The 14,062-nt window shown below is 67.4% G+C and carries 18 protein-coding genes; 6 read left to right on the forward strand and 12 right to left on the reverse strand.

The features are described 5' to 3' along the window. Positions 1–132 precede the first annotated feature (132 nt). The 4 genes from NS334_RS00340 to secB all read right to left on the reverse strand — a co-directional run bounded on the left by NS334_RS00340 (position 133) and on the right by secB (position 3,696). The gene (locus tag NS334_RS00340) at positions 133–417 is read right to left on the reverse strand and encodes a PspC domain-containing protein (RefSeq protein ID WP_058753984.1); all 285 of its coding nucleotides are present in this window, start codon (positions 415–417) and stop codon (positions 133–135) included. A 145-nt stretch (positions 418–562) separates the two neighbouring features. Beyond that, a complete protein-coding gene (gene trpS / locus NS334_RS00345) occupies positions 563–1,570 on the reverse strand; it encodes a tryptophan--tRNA ligase (protein WP_058754102.1) in 1,008 nt (335 codons plus the stop codon). Positions 1,571–1,575: 5 nt separating this feature from the next. Further along, positions 1,576–3,165, reverse strand: a complete 1,590-nt coding sequence (murJ, locus tag NS334_RS00350) for a murein biosynthesis integral membrane protein MurJ (protein ID WP_058753985.1) — start codon at positions 3,163–3,165, stop codon at positions 1,576–1,578. Positions 3,166–3,192: 27 nt separating this feature from the next. Next, the gene (gene secB / locus NS334_RS00355) at positions 3,193–3,696 is read right to left on the reverse strand and encodes a protein-export chaperone SecB (protein ID WP_058753986.1); all 504 of its coding nucleotides are present in this window, start codon (positions 3,694–3,696) and stop codon (positions 3,193–3,195) included. Positions 3,697–3,844: 148 nt separating this feature from the next. Between secB and NS334_RS00360 the strand changes: the two genes are divergently transcribed. The 3 genes from NS334_RS00360 to NS334_RS00370 are packed head-to-tail and all read left to right on the forward strand — an operon-like array spanning position 3,845 to position 6,318. Next, positions 3,845–4,489, forward strand: coding sequence for a Tim44/TimA family putative adaptor protein (locus NS334_RS00360; RefSeq protein ID WP_153002527.1), 645 nt, complete (start codon positions 3,845–3,847; stop codon positions 4,487–4,489). Positions 4,490–4,511: 22 nt separating this feature from the next. Further along, a complete protein-coding gene (gene mltA, locus NS334_RS00365; RefSeq protein WP_083500146.1) occupies positions 4,512–5,816 on the forward strand; it encodes a murein transglycosylase A in 1,305 nt (434 codons plus the stop codon). A 43-nt stretch (positions 5,817–5,859) separates the two neighbouring features. Beyond that, positions 5,860–6,318: a Smr/MutS family protein gene (locus NS334_RS00370; protein WP_083500158.1), complete on the forward strand. Its 459-nt coding sequence runs from the start codon at positions 5,860–5,862 to the stop codon at positions 6,316–6,318. Here NS334_RS00370 and dapE read toward each other — a convergent pair. Further along, positions 6,301–7,434, reverse strand: coding sequence for a succinyl-diaminopimelate desuccinylase (dapE, locus tag NS334_RS00375; RefSeq protein ID WP_058753989.1), 1,134 nt, complete (start codon positions 7,432–7,434; stop codon positions 6,301–6,303). The two genes, NS334_RS00370 and dapE, sit on opposite strands and share 18 nt — an antisense overlap. Positions 7,435–7,448: 14 nt before the next feature. On the opposite strand from dapE, the gene NS334_RS00380 reads away from it, so the two are divergent. Next, positions 7,449–7,880: a cupin domain-containing protein gene (locus NS334_RS00380; protein WP_058753990.1), complete on the forward strand. Its 432-nt coding sequence runs from the start codon at positions 7,449–7,451 to the stop codon at positions 7,878–7,880. Between the two features lie 2 nt (positions 7,881–7,882). Here the strand turns inward: NS334_RS00380 and NS334_RS00385 are convergent, their stop codons facing one another. After that, positions 7,883–8,545: a glutathione S-transferase family protein gene (locus tag NS334_RS00385; RefSeq protein ID WP_058753991.1), complete on the reverse strand. Its 663-nt coding sequence runs from the start codon at positions 8,543–8,545 to the stop codon at positions 7,883–7,885. A gap of 161 nt (positions 8,546–8,706) precedes the next feature. Here NS334_RS00385 and NS334_RS18475 point away from each other — a divergent pair, with 161 nt between their 5' ends. Further along, positions 8,707–8,883, forward strand: coding sequence for a hypothetical protein (locus tag NS334_RS18475; RefSeq protein ID WP_193752960.1), 177 nt, complete (start codon positions 8,707–8,709; stop codon positions 8,881–8,883). Positions 8,884–8,902: 19 nt separating this feature from the next. Here NS334_RS18475 and yihA read toward each other — a convergent pair whose 3' ends face one another. The 6 genes from yihA to NS334_RS00415 all read right to left on the reverse strand — a co-directional run bounded on the left by yihA (position 8,903) and on the right by NS334_RS00415 (position 12,382). Beyond that, positions 8,903–9,535, reverse strand: a complete 633-nt coding sequence (gene yihA, locus NS334_RS00390; protein WP_058754104.1) for a ribosome biogenesis GTP-binding protein YihA/YsxC — start codon at positions 9,533–9,535, stop codon at positions 8,903–8,905. Positions 9,536–9,552: 17 nt separating this feature from the next. Continuing rightward, positions 9,553–11,256, reverse strand: coding sequence for a membrane protein insertase YidC (yidC, locus tag NS334_RS00395; protein WP_058753992.1), 1,704 nt, complete (start codon positions 11,254–11,256; stop codon positions 9,553–9,555). Between the two features lie 18 nt (positions 11,257–11,274). Beyond that, the gene (gene yidD, locus NS334_RS00400; RefSeq protein ID WP_058753993.1) at positions 11,275–11,487 is read right to left on the reverse strand and encodes a membrane protein insertion efficiency factor YidD; all 213 of its coding nucleotides are present in this window, start codon (positions 11,485–11,487) and stop codon (positions 11,275–11,277) included. Next, complete coding sequence (gene rnpA, locus NS334_RS00405; RefSeq protein ID WP_058753994.1) at positions 11,484–11,837, reverse strand: ribonuclease P protein component; 354 nt, start codon at positions 11,835–11,837, stop codon at positions 11,484–11,486. Before rnpA ends, yidD begins: the two co-directional genes overlap by 4 nt. 47 nt (positions 11,838–11,884) lie before the next feature. After that, positions 11,885–12,019 (reverse strand): 50S ribosomal protein L34, encoded by a 135-nt coding sequence (gene rpmH, locus NS334_RS00410; protein ID WP_028056723.1) that lies wholly within the window; start codon positions 12,017–12,019, stop codon positions 11,885–11,887. Between the two features lie 87 nt (positions 12,020–12,106). Continuing rightward, positions 12,107–12,382: a hypothetical protein gene (locus NS334_RS00415; protein ID WP_241491758.1), complete on the reverse strand. Its 276-nt coding sequence runs from the start codon at positions 12,380–12,382 to the stop codon at positions 12,107–12,109. 100 nt (positions 12,383–12,482) lie between these two features. On the opposite strand from NS334_RS00415, the gene NS334_RS00420 reads away from it, so the two are divergent. Next, positions 12,483–13,991, forward strand: a complete 1,509-nt coding sequence (locus NS334_RS00420) for a YifB family Mg chelatase-like AAA ATPase (protein ID WP_058753996.1) — start codon at positions 12,483–12,485, stop codon at positions 13,989–13,991. Positions 13,992–14,062 lie beyond the last annotated feature (71 nt).

Below are 14,062 nucleotides of genomic sequence, written 5' to 3' on the forward strand. Positions count from 1 at the left end.
TCCCCCGTGAGCGCGGATAGAGAGGCCGGTTGCACGCACCTGTACCGGCATCCCTGGTAGAGCGGGATCCGCGCAGAATGAATGCGTGGAACCATGGACCCCGAAACATGTCCGGGGTTGTGACAGGTGGGATCAGGCGGCCTCGCGGTACTCGGGCATGTCGATCTCGGGAACGACGTGTGCCGCCGGAGCTTCGATCGCGACCGTCCGGTTCGGAAAGAGCAGGCGGCTGACCAGCACCAGCACGCCAAGCGCGGCATAGGTCACCAACACCTTCTCCAGGTCGAACAACAGCGCTACGGCGAAGGCCATCCGCAACCACATCGGGTTGAAGCCAAAATCCTCGCCGAGCGCGGCGCAGATGCCGAACAGATTGTCGCGCGGGGCGGGGGCGGTGGTGATGTCGTGGTCGGTCATGTCTCGCTCCGTTGGTTACGGGGCGATCAGCAAGGCCGATGCCAAGTGGCGAAAGGCGCAGAATCGCGTGGTCGCGGCCACCGCACGTTGCAAAATTCGCCGAAGATTGGCGCGCGTCTTGGTGTCACGCGCCAATCTGCAAAGCTCAGACCAGCAACCCCATTGCCGTCTGCGCGCCGTGCAGCGTCGGCGCGGCCAGCGCGGCCGCCCGCTCCGCACCGTCGCGGAGGATCGCGTCGATCGCACCGCGGTCGTTGAGCAGCCGGACCATCTCGTCACGGATCGGCCCCAACTTTGCGACGGCCAGATCGGCGAGGGCGGGCTTGAACTGGCCGAAGCCCTTGCCCGCATAATCGCCCAGCACGTCATCGGGTGCGCGATCGGACAGCGCCGCGAAGATCGTCAGCAGATTGCGTGCCTCCGGCCGTTCAGCCAACTCCGCCATGGTCGCAGGGAGCAGGTCGGGATCGGTCTTGGCCTTGCGGAACTTGTCGGCGATCGTCTCGTCCGAATCGATCAGTTTGACCAGCGATTGCTCGGACGGGTTGGACTTGGACATCTTCGCATTCGCATCGCGCAAGCTCATGATGCGCGGCGCGGCCTTGCTGACCAATGGCTCTGGCAGGGTGAACAGCTCGGTGCCGTAATCGGTGTTGAACTTGGTGGCGATGTCGCGGGTCAGTTCCAGATGCTGCTTCTGGTCCTCACCGACGGGAACGTGCGTGGCGTTGTAGAGCAGCACGTCGGCGGCCATCAGCACCGGATAGTCGTATAGCCCGACCGACGCGCCCTCGCGGTTCTTGCCCGCCTTGTCCTTGAACTGCGTCATGCGGTTCAGCCAGCCGACCCGCGCGACATTGTTGAGCAGCCACGCCAGCTCGGCATGCGCCGGCACGCGCGCCTGGTTGAAGATGATCGAGCGCGCCGGATCGATGCCGGCGGCGATCAGCGTCGCGGTCATCTCGATTGTGTTGGCGGTCATCCTGGCCGGATCGATCCACTCGGTCAGCCCGTGGAGATCGGCGATGAAGTACATGGTTTCGCCGCCCGACGCCTGGATGTCCTCCTGCATCGCCACCCACTGCTTCACCGCGCCCAGGTAATTGCCGAGGTGAAGGTCGCCGGTCGGCTTGATACCGGAGAGAACGCGCATGTTGGTCATCGTGTGGAGGCTCTGCGACGGAGAAGGGAGTTGATATCGGCGAGGCGATAGGCCCCGGTGACAACGCATGCCAGCGCATAGATGGCGACCCCCGCGCCGACCAGCACGATCAGGCCCATGACGCGCGGCAGGAGGGCGCCGGTCAGATATGGATCGACAAAGGGCGCCACCAGCAGCAGCGCCGCCCCCATCAGCAGCGCGGCGATCGCAAGGCGCGGCACCTTGCGCTTCACCTGCGGGTCGAGCGCGAAATGGCCGCGGCGGGATAGGACGATGTACAGCGACACGACGTTGACGGTAGAGGCGAGCGCGGTGGCGAGCGGCGGGCCGATCTGGCCGATGTTCCAATGCGCCAGCGTCGGGATCAGGATCAGATTGCCGACGAGGTTGATCGCGACCGAATACAGCGCCAGCCGTACCGGCGTCTTCGTATCGGCGCGGGCATAGAAGCCCGGAGTCAGCACCTTCACCAACACATAGCTGGGCAGGCCGAGCGAGAAGGCCGCGAGCGCCTGCGCCGCGCGGATCGTATCGCCACCGTCGAACGCGCCATGCTGGAACAGCCCGCGCACGATCGGTTCGGCGGCGAAGACGAACGCGGCGGTCGCGGGCAGAGTGAGGAACAGCGCCAGTTCCAGCCCGCGATTCTGCGTCTCCATCGCCTCCTCCTCGCGGCCCTGGCTCAGCAGGCGCGAGACGACCGGGAGCAGGATCGTGCCCAGGCCGATGCCGATCAGCCCGAGCGGCAGCTGGTTAAGCCGATCGGCATAATAGATCGCCGAAATCGACCCCGCCGACAGCAGCCCGCCCGCCAGCGCGGTGGAGATGGCGAGGTTGATCTGCGCCGCGCCCGCGCCGGTCGCGGCGGGGACGATCAGCTTCAGCATCTGCTTCACGTCGTCGTCGATGCGCGGGCGGCGCAGCGTCAGGCTGACGCCCGCGCGCCGACACGCCCACCACAGCCACGCGAGCTGCAACGCCCCGCCGACCGTCACCGAAATCGCCTGCGCGCGCGCGGTCGCATAGGGGTCGCCGCCGTGGAAGAAGATCAGCGCGCCCACCATCGCGATGTTGAGCAGGATGGGGGCGGCGGCGTTGACCCAGAAACGGTGTAGCGAATTGAGGATACCGCCCAGCAGCGACACCAGCGAGATCAGCAGCAGATAGGGGATGGTGAAGCGCGACAGCATCACCGCGAACGCGAATTGCTCCGCGCTTGGGTGCTGGCGTTCGAACCCGCCCGACAACGCCCAGGTCAGCGGCCACGCCGCCGCCAGCATCAGCGCGGTCATGAGCAGCAGGACGGGGAAGAGCAGCGCCAGCGCGCGCTCGGCGAAGTCGACCCCCGCCGCCGTCCCGCCGCCTTCCGCCACCTTCTTGTTGAACAGCGGGATGAATGCGGCGGAGAATGCCCCTTCCGCGAACAGCGCGCGGAACATGTTGGGCAGGCGGAAGGCGACGAAAAAGGCGTCCGACGCGAAGCTCGCGCCGACATAGCTCGCCTGCAACGTGTCGCGGACCAGCGCCAGCACGCGACTGACCAGCGTCAGCCCGCCGATCGAGCCCAGAGCGCGGGCGAGGTTCATTCGCCGATCCTCACCCGCCCGTCGGTCTTACGCGTGGCCGATGTCGCCCGCGCCGAACTGCACGCCCTGCGCCTCGGCCTGTTGCAGGAACAGCGCGTTGAAGTCGATCGGCTCGAGCAGCAGCGGCGGGAAGCCGCCGTCGCGGATCGCATCGGCGACGACCCGGCGCGCGAACGGGAAGAGCAGGCGCGGCCCCTCGCCCAGCAGGAACGGCTGAACATGCTCGGCGGGCACGTTGCGCAGCCCGAACAGCCCGGCATAGGACAGTTCCGCGATGAAGGCGGTCTTGCCGCCGGTGGTGGCGCGAACCTCGATCTTCAACGTCACTTCATGCACTTCATCGGCGACCTGCGCGGCACCGATGTCGAACTGCACGTTGATTTCCGGCGGCTGCTGCTCCTGATAGATCGCCGGCGCGTTCGGGTTCTCGAACGACAGATCCTTTACATATTGCGAGATAAGGCCAGCTGCCGGGGCATTGTCCGCGCCGTTCGCCAGCGCCTCATTGCCCGTGTTGCCCAAATCGTCCATCGTCGATCCCCTAGGTCGTCCGGCCGCACGCGACCGTGAAAGTGTCGGGCGGTTAGCAGCGCGAACCGTTGGATACAATGCGGGCCTTAGCGATTTGATGTTCGGTGCCCGCGCGCCTATGTACGCACACCAGCATACTGGAGTTGCCGTGTTCTACGTTGTCCTGCTCGCCATGGTCGCCGGTTTCCTGGCCCTGCGGCTCTACTCGGTTCTGGGCAAGCGCTCCGGCCACGAACAGCCGCTGCCCAAGCCGGCGGAGGAGCGCATCGGCAACGTGGCGGTGCCGCGCACCATCGAGGCTGCGGCCGAATCGCGGGAAGCGATGGCGCGACCGTTCGACAGTGCGACCGAGCCCGGCCTGCGCGCCATCATCGCGGCCGAACCGCAATTCGACGTCGCCCGTTTCCTGGAAGGCGCAAAGGCGGCATACCGGATGATACTGGAGGCGTTCTGGCGCGGTGACGAGGCGGCGTTGCGCGATCTGGTGAGCGATGATGTTCACGCTGCGTTCGCCGAGGCGATCGAAGCGCGTCAGGCGGCGGGGCAGGTGCTCGACAATCGGCTCATCACGGTGGAGCGCGCGAGCATCGTCTCGGCGGTGATCGCCAATGGCGAAGCGCGGGTGGCGGTGCGGTTCGATGCCGACATCGCGGCCGTGACCCGCGACGCCGATGGCCATGTGATTGCGGGTTCGACGAGCGATGCGGTACAGACGCATGATGTCTGGACGTTCGTGCGTCCCGTACGCGCCACCGATCCGAACTGGATCCTTGCCGACACCGACGAAGCCTGATCGCGAAGTACCGGGGGGCGGAATGCGGATGAGAGCGACGCTCGCGACGGCGGGCGCCCTGTTGATGGCGGGCTGCGTCGGTCCGGGCGACCGGCCCGCGCCGCCTTCGTCCCGGCCGGCGACTATTGTACCGCGCCCTTCCGCGGCGCCGGTCAGTCAGCGTCCCGCGCGTCAGCCGGTCGCGTCGATCCCCTTGCGCGCCGTGCCGGTGCCGGCGGTCGTCGCGCCAGCGAATGCCGCGGCGGCGGGGCTTGCGCTCGGCGCTGACTTGGCGACATTGCCGTTGGACACGGAGCAGGCGGCTGCGGCGTTCGATGCGTTTCGTATTTCTTGCCCCAGCCTCATTCGGCGTGTCGATACCGCAGGTCTGACCACTGGCACCGACTGGCAGCCGGCGTGCGCCGACGCCGCGCGCAGCCCGCGTGGCGATGCCCCCGCATTCTTCCGCCGCTGGTTCGAGGCGGTGCAGGTTGGCGACGGGCGTGCTTTCGCGACCGGCTATTACATCCCCGAGATTGCCGGTTCGCGTGCGCCGCGTTCCGGCTATGTGCCGATCTACGCCAGGCCGACCGATCTGATCGAGGTCGATCTGGGCGCCTTCTCGCCGACCTGGACCGGTAAGAAGATCCGGGGGCGGGTGCAAGGGCAGGCGTTGGTCCCGTACTTCGATCGTACCGCGATCGAGGAAGGGGCGCTGACCGGGCGCGCGCGCATTCTGGGCTACGCTGCCGATCCGGTCGAGCTGTTCTTCTTGCAGGTTCAGGGTTCGGGGTTCGTCCGCCTTGATGAAGGCGGGGAACTGCGCATCGGGTACGACAGCCAGAACGGGCGCGACTACACCGGGATCGGCGCGCTGATGAAAAGCCGCGGGCTGCTGGGGCCCGGCCAATCATCGATGCAGGGGATCGTCGCCTGGCTGCATGCCCATCCCGACGAAGGCCGCGCGATCATGCGCGAGAACAAGAGCTACGTGTTCTTCCGCGAATTGAGCGGCGCACCGCTGGGGGCGCTCGGCCTGCCGGTCAGCGGCGGGGCGACGGTCGCGGCGGACCCGAAGTTCGTGCCGCTCGGCGCACCCGTGTTCCTGTCGATGGATCGCACCGACGCCAACGGTATCTGGATCGCGCAGGACACCGGTGGAGCGATCAAGGGCAGCAATCGCTTCGACACCTTCTGGGGTGCGGGCGAGGAAGCGCGCGCGATCGCGGGCGGGATGAGCGCGCGCGGGACCGCGTTCGTGTTGCTGCCGCGCGGCAGCTATGATCGCTGGCGTGCGGCGCAAGCGGCGACGGGGCAGGTGAGTGGCGGGTCGACGCCTCGGCGCTGAGGAGGAGGCGCTTTGGGCGCGCGTGCGCGCGACGGTTCGCGCAATGCCGGGGCGCAAGACCGTCGCCCCGGCGCCCGAACGCCACCCGGTGCCGCCACCCGGTGCGGTCTATGCCAGTGTCACGACTCCGCCGCCCGCTTTCGCACGCCGCGATCCGGGACACACGTTGGACGGCGGCTGGGACCGGCGGCTGGCTGGCGGGACAATCGCCCCCGATCGAACGATCGATCTCCATGGACATACGCTTGCCACTGCGCATCACGCGCTGGAAATGGGGCTGGGACAGGCGGTGGCGCGTGGCGACCGCGTGATCCTGCTGGTCACGGGCAAACCGCCCCGCCCGGAAAGCCAGCGTCCGCACGCGCGCGGTGCGATCCGCGCGTCGGTCGCCGACTGGTTGAAGCTGTCGGTACATTCCGGTGCGATCGCGGCGGTCCGGAACGCGCATCCCCGGCATGGCGGGGCCGGCGCGCTCTATGTGATCCTACGCCGGCGCCGCTGAAAGGGCGCGCTGGATGATGCGCGTGTAGATGTCGGTCAGCTGGTGAAGGTCGTCGATCGCCACGGCCTCGTCGGCCTTGTGCATCGTCGCATTGAGCAAGCCGAATTCGACCACCGGGCACAGCGCCCGCAGGAAGCGCGCATCGGAGGTGCCGCCGGTCGTCGACAACTCGGGCGTCCGCCCAGTCACTTCCAGCACGGCGGAGGATACCAACGCCGACAGCGTGCCGGGTTCGGTCAGGAACGCCTCGCCCGAGATACGCGATGTCACGATCGCGTGGCGGTCATGCGCATGGACGATCGCGGTGACCCGCTCGACCAAAGCCGCGCCGCTTTGCAGGTCGTTGAAGCGGATGCTGATCCGTGCGGTCGCCCGGGCCGGTATGACGTTGGTCGCCGGATTGCCGACAGAGATGTCGGTGATCTCCAGATTCGACGGCTGGAACCAGTCGCTGCCGTCATCGAGCGACAGCGCGTCGAGGTCGGCCAGCATCGCCACAAGTCGTGGAATCGGATTGTCGGCGAGATGCGGATAGGCGACATGCCCCTGTCGCCCCGGCACCTCGATCCAGATGTTCACCGAGCCACGCCGCCCGATCTTGACCATGTCGCCCAGCGCCGCGACCGAGGTCGGTTCTCCAACGACGCACAGGTCGGGGGTGAGCCCGCGCGCGCCAATGCGCTCGATCAGCGCGACGGTGCCATGGGTCGCCGGGCCTTCCTCGTCCCCGGTGATGATAAACGTGAGCCGCCCCGCCTCCTTGGGCACGCGCGCGGCCGCAGCGACGAACGCCGCCACCGCTCCCTTCATGTCGACCGCCCCGCGCCCGTGGAGCAGTCCGTCGCGCACGACCGGCACGAACGCGCCGTTGCTCCATCCGTCACCCGGAGGCACGACATCGACATGGCCGGCAAAAGCGAGGTGCGCCCCCGAGTCGCCGCGCGTTGCGAGCAGATTTTCGACTGGTCCGTCCGGTGCGTCGCCGCTGACCGAACGTTCCACCTCGAAGCCCAGCGGCACCAGCGCCGCCTCCAGCACGTCGAACACCGGCCCGCGCGCGGGCGTGACGCTTTCCGCGGCGATCAGGTCGCTGGCGAGTTGTACCACGTCGGTCATGAAAGGAACTCGTGATGCCGAAACTAGATCTCGAACGCGTTTCGGTCGCGCAAGGCAGCGACTATCCGGCGCCGTTCGCCAAAGCCGCCTCGAACCGGCTGGTTCGCGATCTGAGCACTGCGGGCGGGTTGACCGATTTCGTTGCGACGCATGTGGTGGTGCCGCCGGGCGGATGGTCGTCGCAGCGCCACTGGCATGAGGGCGAGGACGAGATTCTCGTCGTTCTGTCCGGCGAGGCGACGCTGGTCGATGACACCGGTGCGCATCGCCTGCGGGCGGGCGAGGTGGCGGTGTTCCCGAAAGGAGACGGCAACGCCCACCACCTGCGTAATGACAGCGACGCGCCCGTTGTGCTGTTCGCCGTCAGCCTTCCCGAGCGGTCGCGCGTCCATTACCCTGACATCGCGATGCGCTGGTCGCCCGCAGACGGTTATGCCGCGGATTGACATCAGGCCGCGGGCTGCTCGAATTTCTCGATCACCCACTCTTCTTCCTGAGCGCCCGCGATCCAGTCCTGCATGAACGGATGCTGGAGCACGGCCAGGACATACGCGGCCGCGAAGCGCGGCGTGGGCAGCGAGTAGGTGGCGATCCGGGTGCAGACCGGCGCGAACATCATGTCGGCCGCGCCGAACTCGCCGAACAGGAAGTCGCCGCCGTGTCCGAACCGCGCACGCGCCTGCGCCCATAGCTCGAAGATGCGTTCCAGATCGGCGCGAACATCCGCATCGGGCATGACCGGCGGGTAGACCTGCCGGACGTTCATCGTGTGCTTGCGGCGCAGCGCGGAGAAGCTGGAATGCATCTCCGCCGCCATCGAGCGGGCCATCGCACGCGCGGCCTCGTCCTCAGGCCAGAAGCGCGCCCGGCCTACCTTGTCGGCAAGATATTCAACGATCGCCAGGCTGTCCCATACCACGGCGTCGCCATCCCACAGGATCGGCACCTTTCCGGAAGAAGGCGCGAACTCGTCGCCTTCGCGGCGGCGATCCCATTCGGCGTCGTACAGCGGGACGACCACTTCCTCGAACAGCAGCCCGGATTGCTTGCACGCGAGCCAGCCGCGCAGCGACCAGGAGGAATAGGCCTTGTTGCCGATGATGAGCTTCATGCCGCCGGGTTAGGCGGCATCGCGGCGGAGGGCAACGTCCGAGCGCGATATGTGCCCAGCGGGAAATTAACCGCTGTCATCCACCCGGTGTCAGCCATGCGCAGGTTATCTCCGTAACCGACGGATCGTCACAGCCAGATTGTCAGTGGGAGATACGAACCATGCCGCACAAGACGCTCTCGACACCCTGCGCCGCGAACCTGGGTGCCCATACGCCCGCTTTCGTCCACGCGCCGACCTTCGTGTTCGGGCAGGACGCACCGGCGCTCAGCCGGTCGGAAATGCTGCGGCTTCAGATCATCGCCGCCCAGGAAAGCCGCCGCCCGCTGGGTTGGTGACGGCAGCGGGTCGGGGCGATCAGCCGATCGCCTCGACCACCGCCGCGCGCAGCTCGGGGATGCCCATTCCGCCTTCGCTGGACGTCACGATGATGTCCGGATGCGCTGCCGCCCGCTTGCGCGCCTCAGCCCCGGTTTCCGCGACGATCTGCGCCAGATCGGTCGCCTTCATCTTGTCGGCCTTGGTCATTACGAGTCGATAACTGACCGCCGCCCGGTCGAGCATCTCCAGGATCTCGCGATCGACGTCCTTGATGCCATGACGGCTGTCGATCAACACCAGCGCACGCTTCAGCACCTGCCGTCCGCGCAGGTAGTCGTTGACCAGGAAACGCCACTTCTTGACGATGTCTTTCGGCGCCTTTGCGAAGCCGTAGCCGGGCATGTCGACCAGACGGAACGCCAGCGGATCGCCGACGTCGAAGAAGTTCAGCTCCTGCGTGCGCCCCGGCGTGACCGAGGTGCGCGCCAGCGCCTTGCGCCCGACCAGGGCATTCAGCAGCGAGGACTTGCCGACATTCGACCGTCCCGCGAACGCCACCTCCGGCACGTCCGGAGACGGCAGGAAGTTGAGCGCTGGTGCGGACTTCAGGAACTCGACGCGACCGGCAAAGCGCTTGCGCGCCACCTCGATCGCGTCCTCGTCGAACATCGGTTGCGGATCGTCGGTCACTTGGCGGGCGCGTTCTTGAGCTGCGGGTGACGGCTGTACAGCCACTTCTGCTGAAGGATCGAGATGCAGTTGGTGGTGATCCAGTAGATCTGCAGACCGACCGCGAACGGCGCCATCACGAACATCAGCACCCACGGCAGAATCGCGAATACCTGCTGCTGCGCCGGGTCCATCTGCGTCGGGTTCAGGCGGAACTGGTAGAACATGGAGATGCCCAGCAGCACCGGCACGACGCCGATCGCGAGGAAGTGCGGCGGGGTGAAGGGCAGGTAGCCGAACGCGTTCAGGATCGTCGCGGGATCGGGCGCGGACAGATCCTTGATCCACAGAATGAACGGCTGATGCCGCATTTCGATGGTCAGCATCAGCGCCTTGTAGAGGGCATAGAAGATCGGGATCTGGATGAGCGACGGCAGGCAGCCCGCGAGCGGATTGACCTTCTCCGCCTTGTACAGCGCCATGATCTCCTGCTGCTGGCGCTGCTTGTCGTCCTTGTAGCGCTCCTGGATCGCCTTCATCTTCGGCTGGAGCACGCGCATCGCCGCCATGCTGGCGAACTGGCGCTGAGCGATCGGAAAGACGAGGAGCCGGATCGTCAACGTCAGGATGATGATCGCGACACCGAAATTGCCGATCAGGTGGAACAGCCAGTCGAGATAATAGAAGATCGGCTTCTCGACCAAGCGGAACCAGCCCCAGTCGATCGCATAGTCCAGCTTCACGACCGCGCCGGTATCGGTGTAGCGGTCCAGCAGCTTCACTTCCTTGGCGCCCGCGAACAGCTTGGCGGTCTGCGTGAGCTGACGGCCTGGCGGCAGCAACTGCGGCGCGCTGGTGAAGTCGGCTTGGTAGGACCGGTTCGCGCCCGCGCGGAACTGTCCGTCGAACGCACGGCCCTGATCGGGGACCAGTGCGGCAAGCCAGTATTTGTCGGTGAAGCCCAGCCAGCCGCCGGTGGTGGTGAAGCTGCTCGGCGCCTTGTCGAGGTCCGAGAAGTTCGGGTTGTAGTGGGCGCCGCCGTTGTTGACCGACATCGGGCCGGTGTGGATCGTCCAGCTATCCGGGTCCTTCGACACACCGACGCGATTGACCAGACCGTATGCCGCGACCGGCACCGCGCCGCGCCCGCCGTTGGCGACGGTCTGCTTGACGGTGAACAGATAGTCGTTGTCGATCGCGATCTCGATTGTGAACCTCTGACCCTGGGCGTTGGTGGCGGTCAGCGTCACCGGCTGCGACGGAGTGAGGATGGGGGCGGAGCTTGCCCAGACGGTGTCCGGGGCGGGGGGCGCCAGCCCGTCGCCGCGCCAGCCGAAGCCGGCGAAATAGGCGTCCTGCGTGCCGCCCGGTGAGAACAGGCGGATCGGCGGCGAGTTTTTCGCCACGGTTTCATTGTAGCGGGTCAGCACCAGATCGTCGATCCGCGCGCCTTTCAGGTTGATCGACCCCTTCAGCGCGGGAGTGTCGATGCGGACGCGCGGGCTTTCGGCCAGCACCACCTGACGGTCGCGGATCGCAGCGGGCGAATCGGCGGTCGGGTCGGCGGCCGGATTGGCGACGGGCTTGTTCTTGCCATCGACCATTTTCGTCGCGGGCGGGTTCGCCGTGGGGAAAAAGCGGCTCTGGATCAGCGGCCATCCGAACAGGATGAGCGCCGCGATCACCGCGAACACCACGAAGTTCTTGCTCTCGTCCTTCACCAGCGTCCCACTTTTTCCTTATGGCACCGGATCATGGCCGTGCCCGCCCCAGGGATGACAGCGCGCGATCCGGCGCACCGCCAGCCAGCTTCCCTTGCCCGCGCCATAGCGGCGAAGCGCCTCGATTGCATAGGCGGAACATGAAGGCTGAAACCGGCACGACGGCGGCAACAGGACCGATGGACCGAGTTGCCAGCCACGTGCCAGCAGGATCAGCGCGCGCGCGATCACTTGCGCGGCCGCGACCGATTGCCGCCGGGTGCGACGGTGCGACTCTTCGCCAGCGCCTTCGCCAGATGCTCGCGCAAGGTCGCCCAATCGGCGGTCAGCGCCGCCTCGCGCCCGATCAGGACGTGATCCGCACCGGGCCAGCCATGATCAGGCAGGATGTCGCGCGCCAGGGCACGAAAGCGGCGCTTGATGCGATTGCGCACCACCGCATTGCCGACCTTCTTCGTGACGGTGATACCAATGCGCATGGCGGGATCGCCATCGTCGCGCGGGTTCACCAACAACACGAAGCCGGGCATCGGAGCCCGACGCCCGGCATTCGCGGCCAGATAATCCGGCCGGTTGGTCATCCGCCCGACCGCGACCCGAGTCGCGGTAGGGCGGGTTCCGGTCGTGCTTACGCCGACAGCTTCTTGCGACCGCGCGCGCGACGCGCCCGGATCACCGCCCGGCCGCCGACCGTGGCCATCCGCGCGCGGAAGCCGTGACGGCGGGCGCGCACCAGATTGCTCGGCTGAAAGGTCCGCTTCATCGTTCATGTCCCGAAATCGAATGTCGAAGGGCCGCCCATGCGGACGGCCCGAAAGAAGGACGCCGTTAGGGGAGGACGGCATGGAAGTCAACGTCGCCCGGCACGATCGCGTGCGCGCCGCCGGAGTGCACTGCGCCGTCGCATGGCGACATCGGCGGCATGGCCGATCCGCGGCCAGCGCCGCTTGCCACGCGCGAACCAGCCGCGCGCGCGTCGTGAGTTGCGCAGTACCAGCACCATCCCGCCGGCAAACGGAAACACGCCGCCCGGCCCCGGCAGCGGGGCGATCACTGCCGCGCAAAGCAACAACAGCCCTCCCAATGCAAGCTGCGTCACGCGCATCGCGGGGTGGCGGCGGGTCATGCAGAGCGATGTGGCGCACGTGTATTGCGGTTACAAGTCACCACTTGCTGTTCCACCACGCGCCAAAGCCGCTATGACGCACGCCGGGGACGGGGGACACATGGTCGCGATCGTATCGACGGTAGCCTATCTGGGGCTGGAGGCGCGCAGCGTCGAAGTGCAGGTGCAACTGATGGCGGGTCTCCCTGCGTTCAATGTCGTGGGGCTGGCGGACAAGGCGGTCGGCGAGAGCCGCGAGCGGGTGCGTGGCGCGATCGCCGGCATGGGCTTGTCGCTGCCGCCGAAGCGGATCGCAGTGAACCTGTCGCCCGCCGACCTGCCCAAGGAAGGCTCGCATTTCGACTTGCCGATCGCGCTCGGGCTGCTGGCAGCGATGGGCGTGGTCGATGGCGAGACGCTGGCCGATTACGTGATCGTCGGCGAACTCGGGCTCGACGGGCGGCTGGCGCCGTCACCGGGCGTGCTGCTCGCCGCGCTTCACGCCGCCGAGACGGGCAGGGGACTGATCTGTCCCGCCGCGCAAGGGAGCGAGGCGGCGTGGAGCGGCAGTATCGAGGTGGTCGCCGCGCCGGATCTGCTGGCATTGCTCAATCACCTGAAGGGGCAGGGGCTGCTTGCCCTGCCGAAGCCGGGGGACGTCGTTGAGACACGCACGGGCCCGGACCTTCGCCAGGTGAAGGGGCAGGAAGTGGCCAAGCGCGCGCTCGAGATCGCGGCCGCAGGTGCGCACAATCTGTTGTTCGTAGGCCCCCCTGGAGCGGGCAAGTCGTTGATGGCGGCGTGCCTGCCCGGCATCCTGCCGCCGCTAGACCCCGGCGAGGCGTTGGAGGTGTCGATGGTCCAGTCGGTCGCCGGGACGCTGCCCGGTGGCACGCTTACCCGGACCCGGCCGTTCCGCAGCCCGCACCATTCCGCCAGCATGGCCGCGCTGACCGGCGGCGGGCTGAAGGTGAAGCCGGGCGAGGTCAGCCTCGCGCATCACGGCGTGCTGTTCCTCGACGAATTGCCCGAGTTCCAGCGCGCCGTCCTCGATTCGCTGCGTCAGCCGCTGGAAAGCGGCACGGTGAGCGTCGCGCGGGCGAATGCGCACGTATCCTACCCTGCGCGGGTTCAACTCATTGCGGCGATGAACCCGTGCCGCTGCGGCCATCTCGCCGATGCGTCGCTGGCCTGCGCGCGTGCGCCGAAATGCGCGGTGGACTATCAGGCGAAAGTGTCCGGCCCTCTCCTGGACCGCATCGATCTTCACGTCGAAGTGGCGGCGGTCAGCGCGATCGACCTCACGCTCCCGCCTCCCGCGGAGGGATCCGCCGATGTCGCCGTCCGCGTCGCCGCCGCCCGCGCGCTTCAGGCCGAGCGGCTGGCGGGCAGCGGCTTGCGCACCAACGCCGAGCTCGATGGCGACACCCTCGACCGCTTCGCCTCTCCGGATGATTCGGGGCGGGCATTGCTGGCGCAAGCGGCGGTGGCGATGAAGCTGTCGGCGCGCGGCTACACTCGCATCCTGCGTGTGGCGCGGACCATCGCCGATCTGGCAGGAGCGGAAACCGTCGGCCGTATCCATGTCGCGGAGGCGCTCGGCTATCGTCGGCAGCCGCCGCGCAACTAGGCGATTCCGTTCACGCGGTCATCCCCAAGGCGAGGAATGATCCCGGGAGCAGAGCGCTCGGGAGCAGAGCG

It is taken from the genome of Sphingomonas endophytica (genome assembly GCF_001476895.1).
GTDB classification, from domain to species: Bacteria; Pseudomonadota; Alphaproteobacteria; order Sphingomonadales; family Sphingomonadaceae; genus Sphingomonas; species Sphingomonas endophytica_A.

What these genes read in the sequence shown, in the direction of transcription:
- murJ (WP_058753985.1), bottom strand. Translation starts at nt 3,165, where the DNA reads ATGAACCTCGCCCGCGCTCTGGGCTCGATCGGCGGGCTGACGCTGGTC.
- mltA (WP_083500146.1), top strand. Translation starts at nt 4,512, where the DNA reads ATGCGGATGAGAGCGACGCTCGCGACGGCGGGCGCCCTGTTGATGGCG.
- NS334_RS00340 (WP_058753984.1), bottom strand. Translation starts at nt 417, where the DNA reads ATGACCGACCACGACATCACCACCGCCCCCGCCCCGCGCGACAATCTG.
- NS334_RS18475 (WP_193752960.1), top strand. Translation starts at nt 8,707, where the DNA reads ATGCCGCACAAGACGCTCTCGACACCCTGCGCCGCGAACCTGGGTGCC.
- rnpA (WP_058753994.1), bottom strand. Translation starts at nt 11,837, where the DNA reads ATGACCAACCGGCCGGATTATCTGGCCGCGAATGCCGGGCGTCGGGCT.
- NS334_RS00420 (WP_058753996.1), top strand. Translation starts at nt 12,483, where the DNA reads ATGGTCGCGATCGTATCGACGGTAGCCTATCTGGGGCTGGAGGCGCGC.
- NS334_RS00415 (WP_241491758.1), bottom strand. Translation starts at nt 12,382, where the DNA reads ATGACCCGCCGCCACCCCGCGATGCGCGTGACGCAGCTTGCATTGGGA.
- NS334_RS00370 (WP_083500158.1), top strand. Translation starts at nt 5,860, where the DNA reads ATGCCGGGGCGCAAGACCGTCGCCCCGGCGCCCGAACGCCACCCGGTG.
- trpS (WP_058754102.1), bottom strand. Translation starts at nt 1,570, where the DNA reads ATGCGCGTTCTCTCCGGTATCAAGCCGACCGGCGACCTTCACCTCGGC.
- secB (WP_058753986.1), bottom strand. Translation starts at nt 3,696, where the DNA reads ATGGACGATTTGGGCAACACGGGCAATGAGGCGCTGGCGAACGGCGCG.
- dapE (WP_058753989.1), bottom strand. Translation starts at nt 7,434, where the DNA reads ATGACCGACGTGGTACAACTCGCCAGCGACCTGATCGCCGCGGAAAGC.
- rpmH (WP_028056723.1), bottom strand. Translation starts at nt 12,019, where the DNA reads ATGAAGCGGACCTTTCAGCCGAGCAATCTGGTGCGCGCCCGCCGTCAC.
- NS334_RS00385 (WP_058753991.1), bottom strand. Translation starts at nt 8,545, where the DNA reads ATGAAGCTCATCATCGGCAACAAGGCCTATTCCTCCTGGTCGCTGCGC.
- NS334_RS00380 (WP_058753990.1), top strand. Translation starts at nt 7,449, where the DNA reads ATGCCGAAACTAGATCTCGAACGCGTTTCGGTCGCGCAAGGCAGCGAC.
- yihA (WP_058754104.1), bottom strand. Translation starts at nt 9,535, where the DNA reads ATGTTCGACGAGGACGCGATCGAGGTGGCGCGCAAGCGCTTTGCCGGT.